Raw genomic sequence first — 17,553 nt, 5'->3', positions numbered from 1 at the left:
AGGATGGATACGTGAGCGAAACAGCCTTGCCAAAAAATGACTCGCGGCCTGTGCCAGATGCGCCGGTTGATACTCCTCTTGATGAAGCGCTGCCTCCTGCTGCCGAGCCGCGCCGAGGCAATGGACTGGCGATCGTCGCGATACTGCTGGGTGCCGCCGGCATTGCGGTAGGTGGTTGGGGTGTCTGGCAGGTGCGTCACCTGCAGGCGACCAACCAACAACAACTGAGCCAGGTGCAGGCGTTGAGTGACGAGGCGCAGAGCCTGAAGCTCAATGAACAGCGCCTGAGCGCGCGTCTGGAACAACTGCCCGGCGCCGATGTGCTGGAAGAGCGCAGCCGTCTGGTGATTCAGTTGCAGGGTGATCAACAGCGACTCAATCAACGTCTGGAAACGGTTCTCGGTGCCAGTCGCAAGGACTGGCGTCTGGCCGAAGCCGAGCACTTGTTGCGCCTGGCCAGCCTGCGGCTGTCGGCATTGCAGGACATCAGCAGTGCCCAGGCGCTGGTGGAGGGTGCCGATGAGATTCTCCGCGAACAGAATGATCCGGGTTCGTTTGCCGCGCGCGAACAAGTAGCGAAAACCCTGGTGGCCTTGCGCAGCACTGAGCAGCCCGATCGCACCGGTTTGTTCCTGCGGTTGGGCGCATTGCGCGATCAAGTGATCAGCCTCACCGAGCTCGCACCCGAGTACAAGGACCGCGGCGAATCCCTGCTCGGGCTGACTGCAGATGGCGACGGCGCCAGTCGCTGGGCGCAATGGTGGGATCAGATCTCGCGCTACATCCGCATCGATTTCAACGCCGACAAGAATGTTCGTCCGTTGCTGGCAGGCCAGAGCCTGAGCCAGGTGCGCCTGGCGCTGAGCCTGGCACTTGAACAGGCACAATGGGCTGCGCTCAATGGCCAGGCCGCGGTTTACAGCCAGGCGCTGGACGAGGCGCGGGATGTGCTCAAGGGCAATTTCAACCCGGACAACCCGCAAAGCAAAGTGATGCTCGAACAGGTGGCCGAACTGAGTACGCAGCCCGTCACGGTGGTCACCCCGGATCTGACCGGGACCCTGAGTGCGGTGCAGGGTTACCTGCAGCGACGTAACGTCAATGCCGAAGATTCGATCAAGCCGCTGGCCAAACCTGCCGCGAATACCGCGCAGGAGGCTACGCCATGAAGCGTCTCTATGTGATCGTGTTTCTGGTCATCGCTGCCGCCGCTGCGCTGGGACTGGCGATCGCCGAACATTCCGGTTACGTGCTGATTGCCTACAAGAGCTTCCGCTTCGAATCGAGCCTGTGGGCAACGCTGGCGTTGATTGCGGTGCTCTGGCTGGTGTTCTGGGGCATCAAGGCGTTGATCGAGTTGGTGACCACTTCCGGTGGCGTGGTCAATCCCTGGTCGCGACGCAATCGCAGTCGTCGGGTGCAGGTCGCGATCGAGCACGGGCAACTCGATCTGGCCGAAGGTCGCTGGGCCAGTGCGCAGCGGCATTTGCATCGCGCCGCGGAGGCCGAGCGCCAACCGTTGCTGTACTACCTTGGCGCTGCCCGCGCAGCCAACGAACAAGGCTTATATGAAGAGAGCGACAACCTGCTGGAGCGCGCTCTGGAGCGTCAACCTCAGGCCGAGTTGGCGATTGCCCTGAATCACGCGCAATTGCAGACCGACCGTGGTGATACCGAGGGTGCCCTGGCCACCCTGCAAGCGATGCATGAGCGCCATCCGCATAACGCACAGATGCTGCGCCAGTTGCAGCGCCTGCACCAGCAACGAGGCGATTGGTCGGCGGTTATCCGCCTGTTGCCGGAGTTGCGCAAGGATAAAGTCCTGCCCAAGGCTGAACTGGCCGAACTGGAGCGTCGTGCCTGGGGTGAAAACCTGTCCCTGGCAGCGCACCGGGAAGCGGACGGTACCGTCGGTTTGCAAGCGCTCGAACGCGCCTGGCAGCAACTGACGTCTGCTCAGCGCCAGGAACCGCAGCTGGTGCTGGCCTATGCTGAGCAACTCCGCCAGTTGGGCGCTCAGGCTGAGGCCGAAGAGACCTTGCGCACAGCGCTCAAGCGCAGCTACGACAGCCACTTGGCGCGTCTCTACGGATTGGTGCGTGGCAATGATCCGGCGCGTCAGCTACAAATCGCCGAAGGCTGGCTTAAGGATCATCCCGCCGACCCGAGCCTGTTACTGACCCTGGGGCGTCTGTGTCTGCAATCCAGCCTGTGGGGCAAGGCACGGGATTATCTGGAGAGCAGCCTGCGTGTGCAGCGCAATCCGGAAGCCTGCGCCGAGCTGGCGCGGCTGCTGGCGCAAATGGGCGACACCGAACGCAGCAACCAGTTGTTCCAGGAGGGCTTGGGCTTGCTGGACGAGCGCTTGCTGGCAGCGCCGTTACCGGTACTCGCTCACGCTTGATGGCGGGAAGTTGTCGCGTTTGTCCGTTGGCGAATTCTGCATGGAAGGCAATACAGAATGGCGAAAACCAGTCTGTTTTTGTCTTCCTATCGCATCTTAAGCATAGTCCTACAAAGGACTACACCTAATCTTCTAGCTTCTGTCGGGAATTCCCTACGTCCTTGCTGAAGTGTCGCTGTCCACCTGCCTTGAAAGGCTTGCGCGCTTTCCTCTACCGTAGCTATCTGTCCTTAATTGTTACGGAAAAGCCATGTCGTTGGCCTGCTCACGCTCCTTGTTTTTTGCACTTTTCATTGCGGGCGCCCTGGTGCTGGGCGTGTCTTACTATCTGCAATATGCCGTGGGTCTGAAGCCTTGCGGGTTGTGTCTGTTGCAGCGACTCTGCCTGGCGTTGCTGACGGGCGTCTGCCTGATCGCGGCGGTGCATGGGCCGGGCCGTCTCGGGGCATTCCTCTATTGGTTGCTGAATCTTGTCTGCAGCCTGGCCGGTACCGTGACTGCGTGGCGGCAGGTTTTGCTCCAGAGCGATCCGGCGCATCAGCTCTCGACATGTGTTCCGGATCTGCCTGAGGTATTCGCCAATGCGCCCTGGACGTGCATCCTGCGCCTGATGTTCAACGGCTCGATCGATTGCCGACAAGTCGCCTGGACCTTGTTCGACCTGAGCCTTCCTGAATGGAGTTTGCTGTTCTTCGTGGCAATGATGATTCTCGCGGTTTACCAGCTGTTGCGACTTGTGCGGATCAGCGTGCGGCGACCACTCGGCGGCGATTCGTCGCATCACGCCCTGGCACGCGATTAAACACTTGTATGAACTTTATCGCGTGCGTACCTTGAAGCCACAGTCGTGCGGGCATAATCTGGCCCGCACGTGTCATTGGAATTATGTTGCTCGATGACGCTCTGCCTGACCGCCCATTACAAGAGGCGTACAGGCATAGAGCAGCTGACCCACAAGGGAAGAGAGATCACCATGCTCGAAAGTTGTCAGAATGCTCAGGAACGCTGGGGTGGAGTGCACCTGTTGATCGATCGCTGGTTGCAGGAGCGCAAGGAGCTGATCGACGCCTACGACAAGCTCGGTGCAAAGCCTGAAGCTTTGGGCGAAAACAGAAAACCTTTGCAGGAATTCTGCGGCGTGCTGGTCGACTACGTTTCTGCCGGGCACTTCGAGATCTACGAACAGCTGACCGGCGAGGCCAAGGCCTTCAACGACAAGCGTGGTCTGGAGCTTGCCGAGACCCTCTACCCACGCATCGATGTCATCACCGAGAAACTCCTCGCGTTCAACGACCTGTGCGATGAAGGCAAGTGCGTCGCAGAGAAGTTCAAGGAGCTCGGCGGCCTGTTGCATGAACGCTTCGAACTGGAAGACTGCCTGATCGAAGTGCTGCACACCGCTCACAAGGAAGCCGATTCGGTCCAGGCCTGAAGCGCTTCGTGCAAAACCCGAAACGGCGTGCCAAGGCACGCCGTTTTCATTTCTGCTTTCAACCGGTAGCGCCGCGTAACTCGACTTCGAAGACCAGTGGTGTGAAAGGCGCGATCAGGTCGCCAGCACCCTCGGCGCCATAGGCTTGTGCCGAAGGAATCACCAGGCGCCATTTTGCGCCGACCGGCATTTGCTGCAGCGCAGTGCGCCAGCCACTGATCACGCTATCAAGACTGAACCACTGCGGCTGACTGTTCTGGTCGAACACTGTGCCGTCGGGAAGGCGACCGATGTACAACACCTGCACCTTGCCGTTCGGCCCGGCCTTGACGCCAGTCCCGGGTGCCAACTCGGTCAGCAGAATGCCATCGGCCAATTCGCGGACACCGGGTTTGGCTTTTTCATCGGCGAGAAATCGTTGCTCGTTTTCCAGTGCCAGTTCGCTCTGCGGCGCAGGCGATTGCATGGCGACCCGGGCTTCGTGCTCGGTGAGAATCTGCTCGATTCGCTCCTCTTTCAACGCCAGTGGTTTGCCTTGGTAGGCTTGTTGAAGGCCTTCGACCAACGCCTTGAGTTGCAGGTCGGGAACCTCTTGGCGCAAGCGCTCGCCCAGGCTCGCGCCCAGACTGTATGCGAGATCGTGGGCGTCATTTTCCTGGGCTTTTTCAGCAGCATGAGCCGCCGAAAAAATTACCCACAGCGATAAAAAAAGGTAGCGCGACATGGGCACTCTCCAACCTGGAATGCGGGCGATTATGCCAGTGTGAAGAGACTGAAAGGTGAACTGCTTTTTGCGTCGACGAAGAAGATTTTCGCTGGTTTGCAACGCACCGCTTTCGATAGTGTCAACATGCCCTAGCGGCGGTTGCAGCAGAGGTCTAGTATGAGCCGCAACTCACTTCAGCCAGGAGGTAAACCATGTCGGCCACCAAGAAGCCAGTAAACACTCCGTTGCACCTGCTCCAACAACTCTCGGGCAGCTTGCTCGAGCATCTGGAAAACGCTTGTTCCGAAGCCTTGGCTGATGCTGAAAAACTGCTCGCCAAGCTGGAAAAGCAGCGCGGAAAAGCGCAGGAAAAATTGCATAAATCCCGCACCAAATTGCAGGACGCCGCGGCAGCCGGCAAGGCCAAGGCGCAAGCCAAAGCCAAGGAAGGAGTGAAGGAACTCGAAGACCTGCTTGATGCTCTCAAAGAGCGCCAGTCGGACACTCGTGGCTACATTTTGCAACTCAAGCGCGACGCTCAAGAGAGCCTGAAACTGGCTCAGGGCATTGGTCGTGTACAAGAGGCTGTCGGCAAGGCGTTGACCCTGCGTTCGTCCAAGTCAGCCGCGGCCCCTGCGAAGAAAGCCGCTGCCAAACCGGCTGCCGCAAAAGCACCGGCCAAACCTGCCGCCAAACCTGTCGCTAAAACGGCGGCTGCCAAACCAGCTGCAAAACCTGCTGCGAGAACTGCTGCTGCCAAACCTGTTGCTGCCAAGCCGGCTGCTGCAAAAACAGCGGCTGCAAAACCTGCCGCGGCAAAAACCGCTGCAGCAAAACCAGCCGCAAAACCGGCGGTAAAAACTGCCGCTAAACCAGCCGCAAAACCAGCCGCTAAATCCGCTGCAAAACCTGCTGCCAGAACCGCCGCGGCGAAGCCTGCTGCCAAGCCGGCAGCCAAACCGGTTGCGGCCAAAATCGCGGCCAAGCCTGCGGCTAAACCAGCAGCAAAACCTGCAGCAAAACCTGCGGCGAAAGCACCGGCTAAACCCGCTGCCAAACCGGCCGCTAAAACGGCTGCGGCAAAACCTGCCACTGCCGCCAAACCGGCAACTGCCAGCGCCGCCAAACCGGCCGCCGCCAAACCCGCTGCCAAACCAGTTGCAGCAAAACCAGCGGCCAAACCTGCTGCTAAACCAGCCGCCAAACCCGCAGTGAAAAAACCGGTTGCCGCCAAGCCCGCGACCGCACCTGTTGCCAAGCCAGCCACTCCGGCTCCCGCTGCAGCACCTGCTTCGACGGCCACTACCTCGACAACTGCACCAGCACCAACGCCGGCCGCTGTTCCGAGCGCAGCAACCTCCACGCCTACCAGCGCTTCCTAAGTGCCGGTTACCGCGACGCGCAGCTGATGCAGCGCGTTGCGGTCGAGGTGGGCGGCGTCTGCCGTCACGCCTTCCAGCCAGGCCGATAGATCGGCCGTCTCTTCCTGCGGCCAGTTTTGGGCCGTTTGCTCCAGTCGCTGTAACAGATGCCGTTCGGCTTCCAGCTCCAAGGTCTTCACTTGCTCGCGCAACGTATGCAACCCGGCGTCTCTTGCTGCCGCGTCTTTCCATTGCATGCGCAACGCCCGTAACGGTCGCACGACATCCGCATCCCAGGTTCGGGCTATCTCTCGAAGTTGCTGCAAGCGCTGTTCGTTACAGCTGATTCTTCGCTCCTCCAGCCAAGCCGCGCACAGCAGCAGGCAGACATTGACTCCCGCCGCCTGCAATTGCAGGCACGCCTGCTCGACACCCGGGCGGGCGTAGGTAGTGAGGGAAAAGCTCCACAGGTCAGAGGACATAGTGCTACTCGCGCCAGTTGCGAGCGAAGCTGGTAGACTCCGCCGCCATTATGATTCGACTTCAGAACCTGACTTTACAGCGTGGCCCGCAACGTCTGCTAGAAGACGCCGAGCTGACCCTGCACGCCGGCCAGAAAGCCGGCCTCATCGGTGCCAACGGCGCCGGCAAATCGAGCCTGTTCGCCTTGCTTCGGGGTGAACTGCACCCGGATTCGGGTGATTGCTTGCTGCCGGGCGACTGGCGTATCGCCCACATGCGCCAGGAGGTCGACACGCTCGATCGCCTGGCGGTCGACTACGTGCTCGATGGCGACTTGCGCCTGCGCCAGGTACAGCGAGACCTGGCGGCAGCCGAAGCGGCCCATGACGGTGCCGCACAGGCCCGCCTGCACTCCGAGCTCGACAGTGCCGACGGTTACACCGCCGATGCCCGGGCGCGCAAGTTGCTGGCCGGTCTGGGCTTCACTAACGAGCAGATGGATCGTCAGGTCGGGGATTTCTCCGGCGGCTGGCGGATGCGTCTGAACCTGGCGCAGGCCTTGATGTGTCCATCGGACCTGCTGCTGCTCGACGAACCGACCAACCACTTGGACCTCGATGCCATTATCTGGCTCGAAGAGTGGCTCAAAAGTTACCCCGGCACCTTGATGCTGATTTCCCACGACCGGGATTTCCTCGATGCCGTGGTCGATCACGTGGCCCACGTCGATCAGCGCAAGATCACGCTGTATCGCGGTGGCTACAGTGCCTTCGAACGCGCCCGCGCCGAACGCCTGGCCCAGCAACAGCAGGCCTATGAGAAGCAGCAGGCGCAACGTGCGCACATGGAAAGCTACATCGCCCGCTTCAAGGCTCAGGCTACCAAGGCCCGTCAGGCCCAGAGCCGGATCAAGGCGCTGGAGCGGATGGAAGAGCTGACCGCGGCTCACGTCGATTCGCCGTTCGATTTTGTGTTCCGCGAATCGCAGAAAATTTCCAGCCCACTGATCGACCTGTCTGATGCTCGCCTGGGTTACGGCGACAAAGCGGTGCTGGAGAAGGTCAAGCTGCAACTGACCCCCGGTGCACGGATCGGTTTGCTCGGGCCGAACGGTGCCGGCAAATCGACCCTGATCAAGAACCTTGCAGGCGAGCTGTCGCCGCTGGCGGGTCGCTTGACCCGTGGTGAGAACACCGTGGTCGGTTACTTCGCCCAGCATCAGTTGGACTCGCTGGATTCCAAAGCCAGTCCGTTGCTGCATTTGCAGCGCCTGGCACCCACCGAACGCGAACAAACCCTGCGCGACTTCCTAGGTGGTTTCGACTTCCGAGGCGCGCGAATCGACGAGCCGGTGCTGAATTTCTCCGGTGGCGAGAAGGCGCGCCTGGCGCTGGCGTTGATCGCCTGGGATCGGCCGAACCTGCTGCTGCTCGATGAGCCGACCAACCACCTGGACCTGGAAATGCGCCTGGCGCTGACCATGGCCTTGCAGGAATTCAGTGGCGCGGTATTGGTGGTTTCCCACGACCGTCACCTGCTCAAAAGCACCACCGACAATTTTTATCTGGTGGCGGACGGCAAGGTCGAAGAGTTCGACGGCGATCTGGAAGACTACACCCGCTGGCTGGTGGATTACCGCCAGCGCAATGCGCCGGTAAGCAATACGCCGGTCAATCCGGACAAAACCGACAAGAAGGCCCAGCGTCAGGCTGCAGCCGCGTTGCGTCAGCAACTGGCGCCGCACAAGCGTGAAGCGGAAAAGCTCGAAGCCGAGCTGGGCAAGCTGCACGAGAAACTGGCGAAGATTGATGCCAGCCTCGGTGACAGTGACATCTACGAGCCGGCGCGCAAGAACGACTTGCGTGATCTGCTGGCCGAACAAGCCAAGCTCAAAGTACGCGAAGCGGAGCTGGAAGAGGCCTGGATGGAAGCTTTGGAACTGCTGGAAAGCATGCAGGCGGAGCTGGAGGCGCTGTCCTGATGGAGGCCTTCAGACTTCCGTTGCCGGCCATGTGGGCCGAACCGATATGGCTCGGCGTGCAAATCCTGCTGATCCTGCTGGCCGGTTACCTGGCCCAGCGTTTTGTCGCCAAGTGCCTGACCCGCCTCGGCGAGCGCTACCCGTTCCCGCCACAGTTGCTGATGCCGCTACGCGGTGGCCTGCGTTGGCTGATCATGGGCAGTGCCCTGATTTTCGTAATGGAACGCCTGGGAGTGTCGGCCACGGTGCTGTGGACGGCGTTGTCCGGTTTTGTCGCGGTAGCGGCGGTGGCGTTTTTCGCCATGTGGAGTGTGTTGTCGAACCTGCTGTGCGCGATCCTGATTTTCACCGTTGGCCCGTTTCGCCTGGGCGATGTGGTCGAACTGGTGGACACCACCGACAAACCCGGGGTCAAGGGCCGTGTCGTGGCGATCAATCTGCTCTACACCACATTGATCGAAGCCGAAGAGCTCGGCACCGGCAGCGCGATGGTGCAAGTGCCCAACAGTTTGTTCTTCCAGCGTTCGGTTCGGCGTTGGCGGGGGACCGACATGTTCCCTTCGAGCGGGTTCGAAAAGTAAGCCGGCTTGGGATCGCAGCCTTTTCACATGCAAAAAATCGGTAGTCACCAGCCCAAAGCCGCATTAGCTTAGACGTCTGTCACGAGTTCGAGTCGAGGTGTGCAATGGAGCTTCAAACATGGCTGGCGTTTTTTGCCGCCTGCTGGGTGATCAGCCTGTCACCGGGCGCCGGCGCCATTGCGTCGATGTCCAGCGGCCTGCAATACGGTTTCTGGCGCGGCTATTGGAACGCCTTGGGCCTGCAACTGGGCCTTGCGGTGCAGATCGCGATTGTTGGCGCCGGTGTCGGCGCGATTCTCACCGCCTCCGCCACAGCCTTCTACGCAATCAAATGGTTTGGCGTGGCGTACCTGGTGTATCTCGCCATCAAGCAATGGCGCGCGTTGCCTGGCGACATGAGCGATGACGCGGCAGTGCGGCAGATCGGCAAACCGATGGCGCTGGTGTTCCGCGGGTTTCTGGTAAACATCAGCAACCCCAAGGCGCTGGTGTTCATGCTCGCGGTGTTGCCGCAGTTCATCGACCCGCACGCGCCACTACTGATCCAGTACGTGATCATTGGCGTCACCATGATTTGCGTCGACCTGATCGTCATGGCCGGGTACACCGGGCTGGCCTCCAAAGTGCTGCGTCTGTTGCGTACACCAAAACAGCAGAAGCGCATGAACCGCACCTTTGCCGGACTGTTCATTGGCGCGGCGGCGTTCATGGCCACCTTGCGTAAAACAGCGGTGTAGACACCCGTCAGTACAAAAAAGGCGACCTTTGCGGGTCGCCTTTTTCGTTTCAGGGATTCGGTACCCGCGACACGCTTGTCAGGGGCTGGCTCGCGCAGGATGTTTGTCAAAACAGCACAACAAAGCTTGAGTGAAAGTGATTGGGAGGGAACAATATGTTACTTCGTATTTCCAGCTGAGAATCATTCATGAGTGCCCCGTCCCGTTTCCTGGCCTGGCTGATAGCGCCTGTGTTTGCCCTGTGCAGTTTCAATCTGCTGGCGGACACGGTGGAAGGCGCACCGCAAGCACTGCATTTACTCGACTATATCGGTGCGGACTACCCGGGTGCGGTACAAGCAGGCAACGTCGTCAGCGAATCCGAGTACCGCGAGCAGCTGGAATTCGTCCAGGTCTTGCAAGGTTTGGTGGCGGCCATGCCAGCGAAACCGGAAAAGGCTGAGCTGGTGCAGGGCATCGGCAAGCTGCACAGCGCCATTGCTGCGCGTCAGGAGGGGGCCGAGGTTGCCCGTCTGGCGCGGCAACTGGGGGCAAAACTGGCAGTGGCCTATGAGGTCAGTCAGGCACCGATCATCACTCCGGATCCGACCCGAGGGGCGCCGCTGTACGCCCAGCATTGCTCGGTGTGCCATGGCGATACCGGCGCGGGTGACGGTCCTGCGGGCGTCGGTCTGACCCCGCCACCCGCCAATCTGCGTGATAACGCGCGCCTGGATCACCTGAGTCTTTACGCGATCTACAACACCTTGAATCTGGGGGTGGAAGGCACCGATATGCCCGCCTTCGGCGATCAACTCGATGATCGTCAGCGTTGGGACCTGGCCACGTACATCGCCAGCTTCAGCGCCGATCCGGCGACCGTCAGCAGTGACAAGTCCTACAACATTGCCGATCTGGCTCGCCAGACTCCGGCCGAAGTGCAGGCCGTGGACGGTGCGCAAGCGGCGGCGATATTCCGTGCCCAACGGGCACAACCGCCGCAGGTCAAGCGTGGCCCGGCGCAATTGCTCGATTACACCGCCGCGACCCTGGACAAGAGCGTTGCAGCCTATCGTGCCGGCGAACACGATCAGGCCTATGACTTGTCGGTGGCGGCCTACCTGGAAGGCTTCGAACTGGTCGAAAGCTCCCTCGACAACGTCGACGCCAACGTGCGCAAAGACACGGAAAAATCGCTGATGGCTTACCGTCAGTCGTTGCAGGATGGCTTGCCGGTAGAGCAGGTCGAGCAGCGTCTGGAGGCGGCCAAGGCCAAACTGAAAATCTCCGCCGGTTTGTTGGGCAGCGATGGCTTGAGCTGGTCCCTGAGCTACATTTCCGGCCTGCTGATTCTATTGCGCGAAGGTTTGGAAGCGATCCTGGTGCTGGCGGCGATTCTCGCCTTCTTGCGTAACACCGGCCAGCAATCGGCCGTGCGCAGCGTCAACGTCGGTTGGGGGCTGGCGCTGGTCGCGGGGTTGGCCACCTGGGCGCTGGCGGCGTATGTGATTGATGTCAGCGGTTCCCAGCGTGAATTGCTCGAAGGCGCGACGGCGCTGTTTGCCAGCGTCATGGTGCTGTGGCTCGGGGTGTGGATGCATGATCGTCGTCACGCCGCGGCCTGGCAGGATTACATCAAGAGCAGCCTGGTGGGCGGTGGCGGGCGTTTCGGCTTTGCGATCCTGGCGTTCTTCTCGGTGTATCGCGAGCTGTTCGAGGTGATTCTGTTCTACGAAACCCTGTGGTTGCAGGCAGGTCCTGCTGGCCATGATGCGGTGCTGGCGGGTGGTGCCACGGCACTGGTGCTGCTGGTGGGCCTGGCGTGGGTGATATTGCGCGGCTCGGCAAAACTGCCGTTGGCGCTGTTTTTCAGCATTAATGCCGCTTTGTTGTGTGCGTTGTCGGTGGTGTTTGCCGGGCATGGCGTGAAGGCGTTGCAGGAGGCCGGGATCTTCGGCACGCGACCGGTGCCGTTCTTTGAGTTCGACTGGCTGGGTATTCATGCCGATGCGTATTCGTTGAGTGCGCAGGCTGTGGCGATCATTGCGATCGTCGTGTTGTATGGTCGTAGCTGGGTAGTCGAGAAGCGTCGGTTGGCGGTTTCTTAAACAGCATTCGCTGCGCTCATGATCGCGGGCAAGCCTTGCTCCTACAGACGGCGCTATCCTGTAGAGCATGGCTTGCCCGCGATGCTTTTAACGAGGAAAACACAATGCGTGTCTGGATCGATGCCGACGCCTGCCCGCGGGCGGCCAAGGATCTGGTGGTGAAGTTTGCCCTCAAGCGCCGTTTCGAAGTGGTGCTGGTGGCCGGACAGCCGCAGATCAAGCCAGGCCTGGCGCTGGTGAAGTTGATCGTGGTGCCGAGCGGCCCGGATGCCGCCGACGACTATCTGGTGGAACATGCAGTCCCCGGTGAGCTGGTGATTTGCAGCGATGTGCCGCTGGCCGACCGGTTGGTGAAAAAGGGCGTTGGGGCATTGGACCCGCGAGGCAAGGAATTCGACTCGCAGAACATGGGCGACCGGCTGGCGGTGCGCAACCTGTTCACCGACTTGCGCGAGCAAGGGCAGATGAGCGGCGGGCCGGCGCCGTTTGGCGAGCGCGAGAAACAGGCGTTTGCCAATGCGCTGGACCGGATCTTGACGCGGCTATCGCGCCAGTCTTGAGCGGATGCAGTCGTTGTGGCGAGGGAGCTTGCTCCCGCTGGGTTGCGAAGCAACCCCCAAACCTGCCGCGACAGTTTTCAGAAAAATCGCAGCAATCGGTTTTGCGACTGCTGCGCAGTCGAGCGGGAGCAAGCTCCCTCGCCACAGGAGTCAATCGCCGCGACGGGTCAAGCGTCGTTTTCGTGGGTCAGTTCGAGGACGCGGTCGACCAGTTTGTTGATCCCTGAAGCCGCTTCACTGATCGATTGCGCCAGCATGTAGGCTGGGGTACTCACCAGTTTGCGCGCCTTGTCTTCAACGATGTCACTGACGGCGCATTCCTGGTGGGTGGCGCCCATCTTGTTCAGCGCCGTCGCCGTGTCGGCATCGTTGCCGATGGTGCAGGTCACACCGGGGCCATAAATCTTTGCCGCCAGGGCTGGCGAGATGCAGATCAGCCCCACTGGTTTGCCGGCTTCGGCAAAGGCTTCGGTCAACGCCAGCACGTCGGGCTGCACGGTGCAGCCGGTGCCCTCGATGGCGAAGTTGGAGAGGTTCTTGGCCGAGCCGAAGCCACCGGGAATGATCAGCGCATCGAAGTCTTCGGCGTCGGCTTCGCGGATGTCCTTGATTTCGCCGCGGGCGATGCGCGCCGACTCCACCAGCACATTGCGCGATTCGGGCATTTCTTCGCCGGTCAGGTGGTTGATCACATGCAGTTGCGCAATGTTTGGCGCGAAACACTGCACCTGCGCGCCGCGCTGGTCCAGGCGCAGCAAGGTAATCACACTCTCGTAGATCTCGGCGCCGTCGTACACACCACAACCGGAAAGGATCACTGCAACTTTTTTGCTCATGGGCTTTTTCTCCAGATTCATGGCGTTAAATGTCCACTAATTTGTCACTCGTTGCCATAGGGTTAATTCGCGGGTACACCTAGCATCTGTCCTCAGGATTCCGACCAGGGCGCGTCATGGACTTCATTCTGTATGCAGTGCCGTTTTTCTTTGTATTGATTGCCATCGAACTGGCGGCCGACCGCTGGCGCGGGGTGAGCAACTATCGGCTGGCAGACGCCATCAACAGCATCAGCACCGGCGTGCTGTCCACCACCACGGGTCTGCTGACCAAAGGCGTGGGGTTGCTGACTTACGCATTTGCCCTCAAGCACCTGGCACTGTTCGAACTCTCCGCCGACAGTGTCTGGGTCTGGGTATTCGCTTTCGTGTTCTATGACTTCTGCTATTACTGGCTTCACCGCATGGGCCATGAACGCAATATTCTCTGGGCTGCGCATTCGGTGCATCACCAGAGCGAGGACTACAACCTTTCCACCGCCCTGCGCCAGACCAGTACCGGGTTTCTGCTGAGCTGGATCTTCTACCTGCCCATGGCCGTCGCGGGCGTGCCCTTGCTGGTGTTTGTCAGCGTCGCGGCGCTGAACCTGCTGTACCAGTTTTGGGTGCACACCCGGCATATTCCCAAACTCGGCTGGTTCGAGTGGTTCTTCGTCACGCCATCCAATCATCGGGCTCACCATGCACAGAACGCTCTCTACATGGATCGCAACTACGGCGGGGTGTTCATTATTTGGGACCGTCTATTCGGCTCGTTCCAGGAAGAGGACGACAACGAGCCGGTGATTTTCGGCGTGACCACGCCGCTGGCGAGCTGGAATCCGTTGTGGGCGAACGTGCAGTTCTACGCGCAGTTGTGGGCCGACGCGCGGCGTGCCGAAAGTACCTGGGACAAGCTGCGGATCTGGTTCATGCGCACCGGTTGGCGGCCGGCGGACGTGGCCGCCAAATACCCGATGAACAAGCCGGATCTGAGCCAGTTCCGCAAATTCGAAGTGCCGCTGGACGGGCGTCAGCAGCTCTATGTGCTGTTGCAATTCTGCGTCTACGTCGCGCTGGGCAGCTATTTGATGAACCTTGAGCCGAGCCTGCCAACGGCCGCATTGGTGCTTGGCTGGGGCGCCGTGGCGCTGGGGCTGTTCGTGCTGGGCGTGGCCCTGGAGAATCGCCCTTGGGCATTGAAGGTGGAACTGTTGCGGCTGGCGTCCAACGTGCCGCTGGTGTGGCTGGCGCCGTTGGTGGGGCTGTGGCCGGCCAGCGCGGTGGGCTGGATCGGCCTGCTCAGTTACAGCCTGCTGAGCGGTATCGGTCTTTACTGCTGTCGAAACCGCTTCACTCGATTGGCTTAGTTTCGCCGGTTTTCGCCTGTTCGGCTTTCAGGGCCTGCTCGTCGGCGTAGACCTGTCTGGCCAGGCGGGCGTTCTTGAAGCGCCGGCGCAACCACAAGCCCAGGCCCAGAATGAGCAGGGCGCCGAGGACCCACAGTTCGTATTTCTTGATGCTGCCGAGCATGCCCTCCAGCACCGCGCCGAAGTGATAGGCGGCCGCCGCCAATGCAGTGGCCCAGATCGCCGCGCCAATTCCGTTGAGCAACAGGTAGCGTCCCGGTGGATAGCCCGACAGGCCGATCGCCACCGGCATCACTGTGCGCAGTCCATAGACGAAACGGAAGCTCAGGACCCAGATGTCCGGGTGCTTGCGGATGTGTTCCAGCGCCCGATCACCCATCATTTGCCAGCGTGGTTTGCGCGCCAGCAACTTGCGCCCATGCTTGCGCCCCATGAAATACCATAGCTGATCGCCGGCATAACTGCCGAAGAACGCCACGACCACCACCAGGTTGATGTCCATGTATCCACGGAACGCGAGGAAGCCTGCGAGCACCAGAATGGTTTCGCCTTCGAAAAACGTGCCGAGGAACAAGGCAAAGTAGCCGAAGTCATGCAGAAATTGTTGGAGCATTGTCTGGGTGCTGGCGAAATGAACGCGCAGCCTAACCCTTCGCACACATTCAGGAAAGTGTCCAAATGTGTCTCGACGTGAACATTTCCTACAAGGACAATGGAATGCGGCTACATGTCGCGGTGTGCGCACAACTGTCACACGTTCGTCATAATGGCCGCTTATAACTGTCACGCTCGCACGCCTGCGGGCTCAGGAGTCTGCCGTGAGCTTTACCCCCGCCAACCGTTTGTTCCCTGCAACCCGCCTGCGCCGCAACCGTCGCGATGATTTCTCGCGCCGACTGGTCCGTGAAAATGTGCTGAGCGTCGATGACCTGATTCTGCCGGTATTTGTGCTGGACGGTGAAAACCGTCGTGAAGCGGTGGCGTCGATGCCGGGCGTCGAACGCCTGACCATTGATCTGTTGCTCGAAGAAGCGGCCAAGTGGGTCGAGCTGGGAATTCCGGCGCTGGCACTGTTCCCGGTGACCCCGCCAGGGCTGAAGTCGCTGGACGCCGCCGAAGCCTGGAACCCTGAAGGCATCGCCCAGCGCGCCACTCGCGCCCTGCGTGCGCAATTCCCTGAGCTGGGTGTGATCACCGACGTCGCTCTGGACCCGTTCACCACTCATGGCCAGGACGGTATCCTCGACGAAGAAGGCTACGTGCAGAACGACATCACCGTCGATGCACTGGTCAGGCAAGCCTTGTCCCATGCCGAAGCCGGTGCGCAGGTGGTCGCCCCGTCGGACATGATGGACGGGCGCATCCAGGCGATCCGCGAAGCGCTCGAAGTGGCCGGTCACGTCAACGTGCGGATCATGGCCTACTCGGCGAAGTACGCCAGCGCCTACTACGGCCCGTTCCGCGATGCGGTCGGTTCGGCACTGAACCTGGGCAAGGCCAACAAGGCCTCCTATCAGATGGACCCGGCCAACAGCAACGAAGCCCTGCACGAAGTGGCGGCTGACTTGTCAGAAGGCGCAGACATGGTCATGGTCAAGCCAGGCATGCCGTACCTGGACATCCTGTGCCGGGTCAAAGAAGAGTTCAAAGTGCCGACCTTTGTTTATCAAGTCAGCGGCGAGTACGCCATGCACATGGCCGCGATCCAGAACGGCTGGTTGAGCGAAGGGGTTATCCTCGAATCCCTGACCGCCTTTAAACGTGCAGGCGCTGATGGCATCCTGACGTACTTTGCCGTTCGTGCCGCTCAATTGTTACGAGAGCAAAAATAGCCCTCCCAGGAACATGTGATGAATACCGAAGGACTCACGGAAGTTGCCGTACAAGACGCTCAACCTGTGGTCGAGCAAATCGCCGAGACCCCGCCGGAGCTGGAGCCTGCTCCACCCGCGGCGGTAACCGAGCCCGCCCCGGCGGCGCCGGCGATTGCCATTCCCGGCCTGGATGACAGCAGCCTGTACATCCATCGCGAGTTGTCGCAACTGCAGTTCAACATCCGCGTACTGGAACAGGCGCTGGATGAGACCTATCCGTTGCTGGAGCGGCTGAAGTTTCTGCTGATCTTCTCCAGCAACCTGGACGAGTTCTTCGAAATTCGCGTCGCCGGCCTGAAGAAGCAAATCACTTTCGCCCGTGAGCAGGCGGGGGCCGATGGCTTGCAGCCGCATCAGGCCCTGGCGCGCATCAGCGAACTGGTGCACGGCCACGTTGACCGCCAGTACGCGATTCTCAACGACATTCTATTGCCGGAGCTGGAAAAACATCAGGTCCGCTTTATCCGTCGTCGTCACTGGACGACCAAGCTGAAAACCTGGGTGCGCCGTTATTTCCGCGACGAGATCGCGCCGATCATCACCCCGATCGGTCTCGACCCGACGCACCCGTTCCCGTTGCTGGTGAACAAGAGCCTGAACTTCATCGTCGAGCTCGAAGGCATCGACGCCTTCGGTCGCGACTCCGGCCTGGCGATCATCCCGGCCCCGCGCCTGCTGCCGCGCATCATCAAGGTGCCGGAGGAAGTGGGCGGCGCCGGCGACAATTATGTGTTCCTGTCGTCGATGATCCACGCCCACGCCGATGACCTGTTCCAGGGCATGAAGGTCAAGGGCTGCTACCAGTTCCGCCTGACCCGAAATGCCGACCTGGCGCTGGATTCCGAAGACGTCGAAGACCTTGCCCGCGCCCTGCGTGGTGAGCTGTTCTCGCGTCGCTATGGTGATGCGGTGCGTCTCGAAGTCGCCGATACCTGCCCGAAACACTTGTCCGATTACTTGCTCAAGCAATTCAACCTGAGCGAGACCGAGTTGTACCAGGTCAACGGTCCGGTGAACCTGACGCGTCTGTTCAGCATCACCGGTCTGGACAGCCAGCGCGAGCTGCAATATCTGCCGTTCACCCCGCAGATCCCGAAGCTGCTGCAAAACAGCGAGAACATTTTCAGTGTGATCAGCAAGCAGGACATCCTGCTGCTGCACCCGTTCGAGTCGTTCACCCCGG

Annotated in this window: 16 protein-coding genes and 1 pseudogene; 13 read left to right on the top strand and 4 right to left on the bottom strand. The window is 60.6% G+C overall.

Annotation, left to right across the window (positions count from 1 at the left end; translation table 11 throughout):
* The first annotated feature begins 11 nt into the window (after positions 1 to 11).
* The 4 genes from D8U69_RS28315 (at position 12) to D8U69_RS28300 (ending at position 3,836) form a co-directional block, all read left to right on the top strand.
* Positions 12 to 1,169, top strand: a complete 1,158-nt coding sequence (locus D8U69_RS28315) for a uroporphyrinogen-III C-methyltransferase (RefSeq protein WP_056854113.1) — start codon at positions 12 to 14, stop codon at positions 1,167 to 1,169.
* Complete coding sequence (locus tag D8U69_RS28310; RefSeq protein WP_130908601.1) at positions 1,166 to 2,404, top strand: heme biosynthesis protein HemY; 1,239 nt, start codon at positions 1,166 to 1,168, stop codon at positions 2,402 to 2,404. Before D8U69_RS28315 ends, D8U69_RS28310 begins: the two co-directional genes overlap by 4 nt.
* Positions 2,405 to 2,654: 250 nt before the next feature.
* Entirely contained in the window at positions 2,655 to 3,206 is a 552-nt protein-coding gene (locus D8U69_RS28305; protein ID WP_056854111.1) for a disulfide bond formation protein B, read from the top strand.
* Positions 3,207 to 3,377: 171 nt separating this feature from the next.
* Positions 3,378 to 3,836 (top strand): Rsd/AlgQ family anti-sigma factor, encoded by a 459-nt coding sequence (locus D8U69_RS28300; protein WP_056854110.1) that lies wholly within the window; start codon positions 3,378 to 3,380, stop codon positions 3,834 to 3,836.
* 58 nt (positions 3,837 to 3,894) lie between these two features.
* Here the strand turns inward: D8U69_RS28300 and D8U69_RS28295 are convergent, their stop codons facing one another.
* On the bottom strand, positions 3,895 to 4,560 hold the full coding sequence (locus D8U69_RS28295; RefSeq protein WP_056854109.1) for an FKBP-type peptidyl-prolyl cis-trans isomerase: 666 nt from the start codon (positions 4,558 to 4,560) through the stop codon (positions 3,895 to 3,897).
* 194 nt (positions 4,561 to 4,754) lie between these two features.
* On the opposite strand from D8U69_RS28295, the gene D8U69_RS29580 reads away from it, so the two are divergent.
* Positions 4,755 to 5,924, top strand: a complete 1,170-nt coding sequence (locus tag D8U69_RS29580; RefSeq protein WP_130908600.1) for an AlgP family protein — start codon at positions 4,755 to 4,757, stop codon at positions 5,922 to 5,924.
* On the opposite strand, the gene D8U69_RS28285 is transcribed toward D8U69_RS29580, so the two are convergent.
* Positions 5,921 to 6,385: a TIGR02444 family protein gene (locus tag D8U69_RS28285; RefSeq protein WP_130908599.1), complete on the bottom strand. Its 465-nt coding sequence runs from the start codon at positions 6,383 to 6,385 to the stop codon at positions 5,921 to 5,923. The genes D8U69_RS29580 and D8U69_RS28285 overlap by 4 nt on opposite strands.
* Positions 6,386 to 6,435: 50 nt before the next feature.
* Here D8U69_RS28285 and D8U69_RS28280 point away from each other — a divergent pair, with 50 nt between their 5' ends.
* The 5 genes from D8U69_RS28280 (at position 6,436) to D8U69_RS28260 (ending at position 12,311) form a co-directional block, all read left to right on the top strand.
* On the top strand, positions 6,436 to 8,346 hold the full coding sequence (locus D8U69_RS28280; protein WP_130903821.1) for an ATP-binding cassette domain-containing protein: 1,911 nt from the start codon (positions 6,436 to 6,438) through the stop codon (positions 8,344 to 8,346).
* Positions 8,346 to 8,927: a mechanosensitive ion channel family protein gene (locus tag D8U69_RS28275; protein WP_130908598.1), complete on the top strand. Its 582-nt coding sequence runs from the start codon at positions 8,346 to 8,348 to the stop codon at positions 8,925 to 8,927. The genes D8U69_RS28280 and D8U69_RS28275 overlap by 1 nt, the downstream gene beginning before the upstream one ends.
* A 104-nt stretch (positions 8,928 to 9,031) precedes the next feature.
* The gene (gene rhtB, locus D8U69_RS28270) at positions 9,032 to 9,664 is read left to right on the top strand and encodes a homoserine/homoserine lactone efflux protein (RefSeq protein ID WP_130903822.1); all 633 of its coding nucleotides are present in this window, start codon (positions 9,032 to 9,034) and stop codon (positions 9,662 to 9,664) included.
* A 188-nt stretch (positions 9,665 to 9,852) separates the two neighbouring features.
* Positions 9,853 to 11,751 carry a cytochrome c/FTR1 family iron permease gene (locus tag D8U69_RS28265; protein ID WP_130903823.1) on the top strand — a complete coding sequence of 633 codons (1,899 nt, stop codon included), beginning with the start codon at positions 9,853 to 9,855 and terminating at the stop codon, positions 11,749 to 11,751.
* Positions 11,752 to 11,855: 104 nt separating this feature from the next.
* Entirely contained in the window at positions 11,856 to 12,311 is a 456-nt protein-coding gene (locus D8U69_RS28260) for a YaiI/YqxD family protein (protein ID WP_130908597.1), read from the top strand.
* 167 nt (positions 12,312 to 12,478) lie between these two features.
* Here D8U69_RS28260 and elbB read toward each other — a convergent pair whose 3' ends face one another.
* Complete coding sequence (gene elbB / locus D8U69_RS28250) at positions 12,479 to 13,147, bottom strand: isoprenoid biosynthesis glyoxalase ElbB (protein ID WP_056854101.1); 669 nt, start codon at positions 13,145 to 13,147, stop codon at positions 12,479 to 12,481.
* A gap of 116 nt (positions 13,148 to 13,263) precedes the next feature.
* Between elbB and D8U69_RS28245 the strand changes: the two genes are divergently transcribed.
* Positions 13,264 to 14,496, top strand: a complete 1,233-nt coding sequence (locus tag D8U69_RS28245; protein ID WP_130908596.1) for a sterol desaturase family protein — start codon at positions 13,264 to 13,266, stop codon at positions 14,494 to 14,496.
* On the opposite strand, the gene D8U69_RS28240 is transcribed toward D8U69_RS28245, so the two are convergent.
* Complete coding sequence (locus D8U69_RS28240) at positions 14,480 to 15,109, bottom strand: DedA family protein (protein ID WP_056854099.1); 630 nt, start codon at positions 15,107 to 15,109, stop codon at positions 14,480 to 14,482. The two genes, D8U69_RS28245 and D8U69_RS28240, sit on opposite strands and share 17 nt — an antisense overlap.
* 205 nt (positions 15,110 to 15,314) lie before the next feature.
* On the opposite strand from D8U69_RS28240, the gene hemB reads away from it, so the two are divergent.
* Positions 15,315 to 16,328 (top strand): porphobilinogen synthase, encoded by a 1,014-nt coding sequence (gene hemB, locus D8U69_RS28235; RefSeq protein ID WP_056854098.1) that lies wholly within the window; start codon positions 15,315 to 15,317, stop codon positions 16,326 to 16,328.
* Between the two features lie 18 nt (positions 16,329 to 16,346).
* Positions 16,347 to 17,553, top strand: a pseudogene (locus D8U69_RS28230) (RNA degradosome polyphosphate kinase); the annotation flags it as partial.

The sequence above is a fragment of the Pseudomonas sp. Sample_16 genome, assembly GCF_004307665.1.
GTDB lineage: Bacteria > Pseudomonadota > Gammaproteobacteria > Pseudomonadales > Pseudomonadaceae > Aquipseudomonas.
The sequence above is the reverse complement of the archived record's forward strand: the minus strand, read 5'-3'. Positions and strand labels throughout refer to the sequence as shown.

Excerpts from the sequence above, each read along its gene's own strand:
- elbB (WP_056854101.1), bottom strand. The coding sequence starts at position 13,147 with ATGAGCAAAAAAGTTGCAGTGATCCTTTCCGGTTGTGGTGTGTACGAC.
- D8U69_RS28300 (WP_056854110.1), top strand. The coding sequence starts at position 3,378 with ATGCTCGAAAGTTGTCAGAATGCTCAGGAACGCTGGGGTGGAGTGCAC.
- D8U69_RS28280 (WP_130903821.1), top strand. The coding sequence starts at position 6,436 with ATGATTCGACTTCAGAACCTGACTTTACAGCGTGGCCCGCAACGTCTG.
- D8U69_RS28295 (WP_056854109.1), bottom strand. The coding sequence starts at position 4,560 with ATGTCGCGCTACCTTTTTTTATCGCTGTGGGTAATTTTTTCGGCGGCT.
- D8U69_RS28285 (WP_130908599.1), bottom strand. The coding sequence starts at position 6,385 with ATGTCCTCTGACCTGTGGAGCTTTTCCCTCACTACCTACGCCCGCCCG.
- D8U69_RS28275 (WP_130908598.1), top strand. The coding sequence starts at position 8,346 with ATGGAGGCCTTCAGACTTCCGTTGCCGGCCATGTGGGCCGAACCGATA.
- D8U69_RS29580 (WP_130908600.1), top strand. The coding sequence starts at position 4,755 with ATGTCGGCCACCAAGAAGCCAGTAAACACTCCGTTGCACCTGCTCCAA.
- D8U69_RS28245 (WP_130908596.1), top strand. The coding sequence starts at position 13,264 with ATGGACTTCATTCTGTATGCAGTGCCGTTTTTCTTTGTATTGATTGCC.
- D8U69_RS28240 (WP_056854099.1), bottom strand. The coding sequence starts at position 15,109 with ATGCTCCAACAATTTCTGCATGACTTCGGCTACTTTGCCTTGTTCCTC.
- rhtB (WP_130903822.1), top strand. The coding sequence starts at position 9,032 with ATGGAGCTTCAAACATGGCTGGCGTTTTTTGCCGCCTGCTGGGTGATC.
- D8U69_RS28310 (WP_130908601.1), top strand. The coding sequence starts at position 1,166 with ATGAAGCGTCTCTATGTGATCGTGTTTCTGGTCATCGCTGCCGCCGCT.
- D8U69_RS28305 (WP_056854111.1), top strand. The coding sequence starts at position 2,655 with ATGTCGTTGGCCTGCTCACGCTCCTTGTTTTTTGCACTTTTCATTGCG.
- D8U69_RS28265 (WP_130903823.1), top strand. The coding sequence starts at position 9,853 with ATGAGTGCCCCGTCCCGTTTCCTGGCCTGGCTGATAGCGCCTGTGTTT.
- D8U69_RS28260 (WP_130908597.1), top strand. The coding sequence starts at position 11,856 with ATGCGTGTCTGGATCGATGCCGACGCCTGCCCGCGGGCGGCCAAGGAT.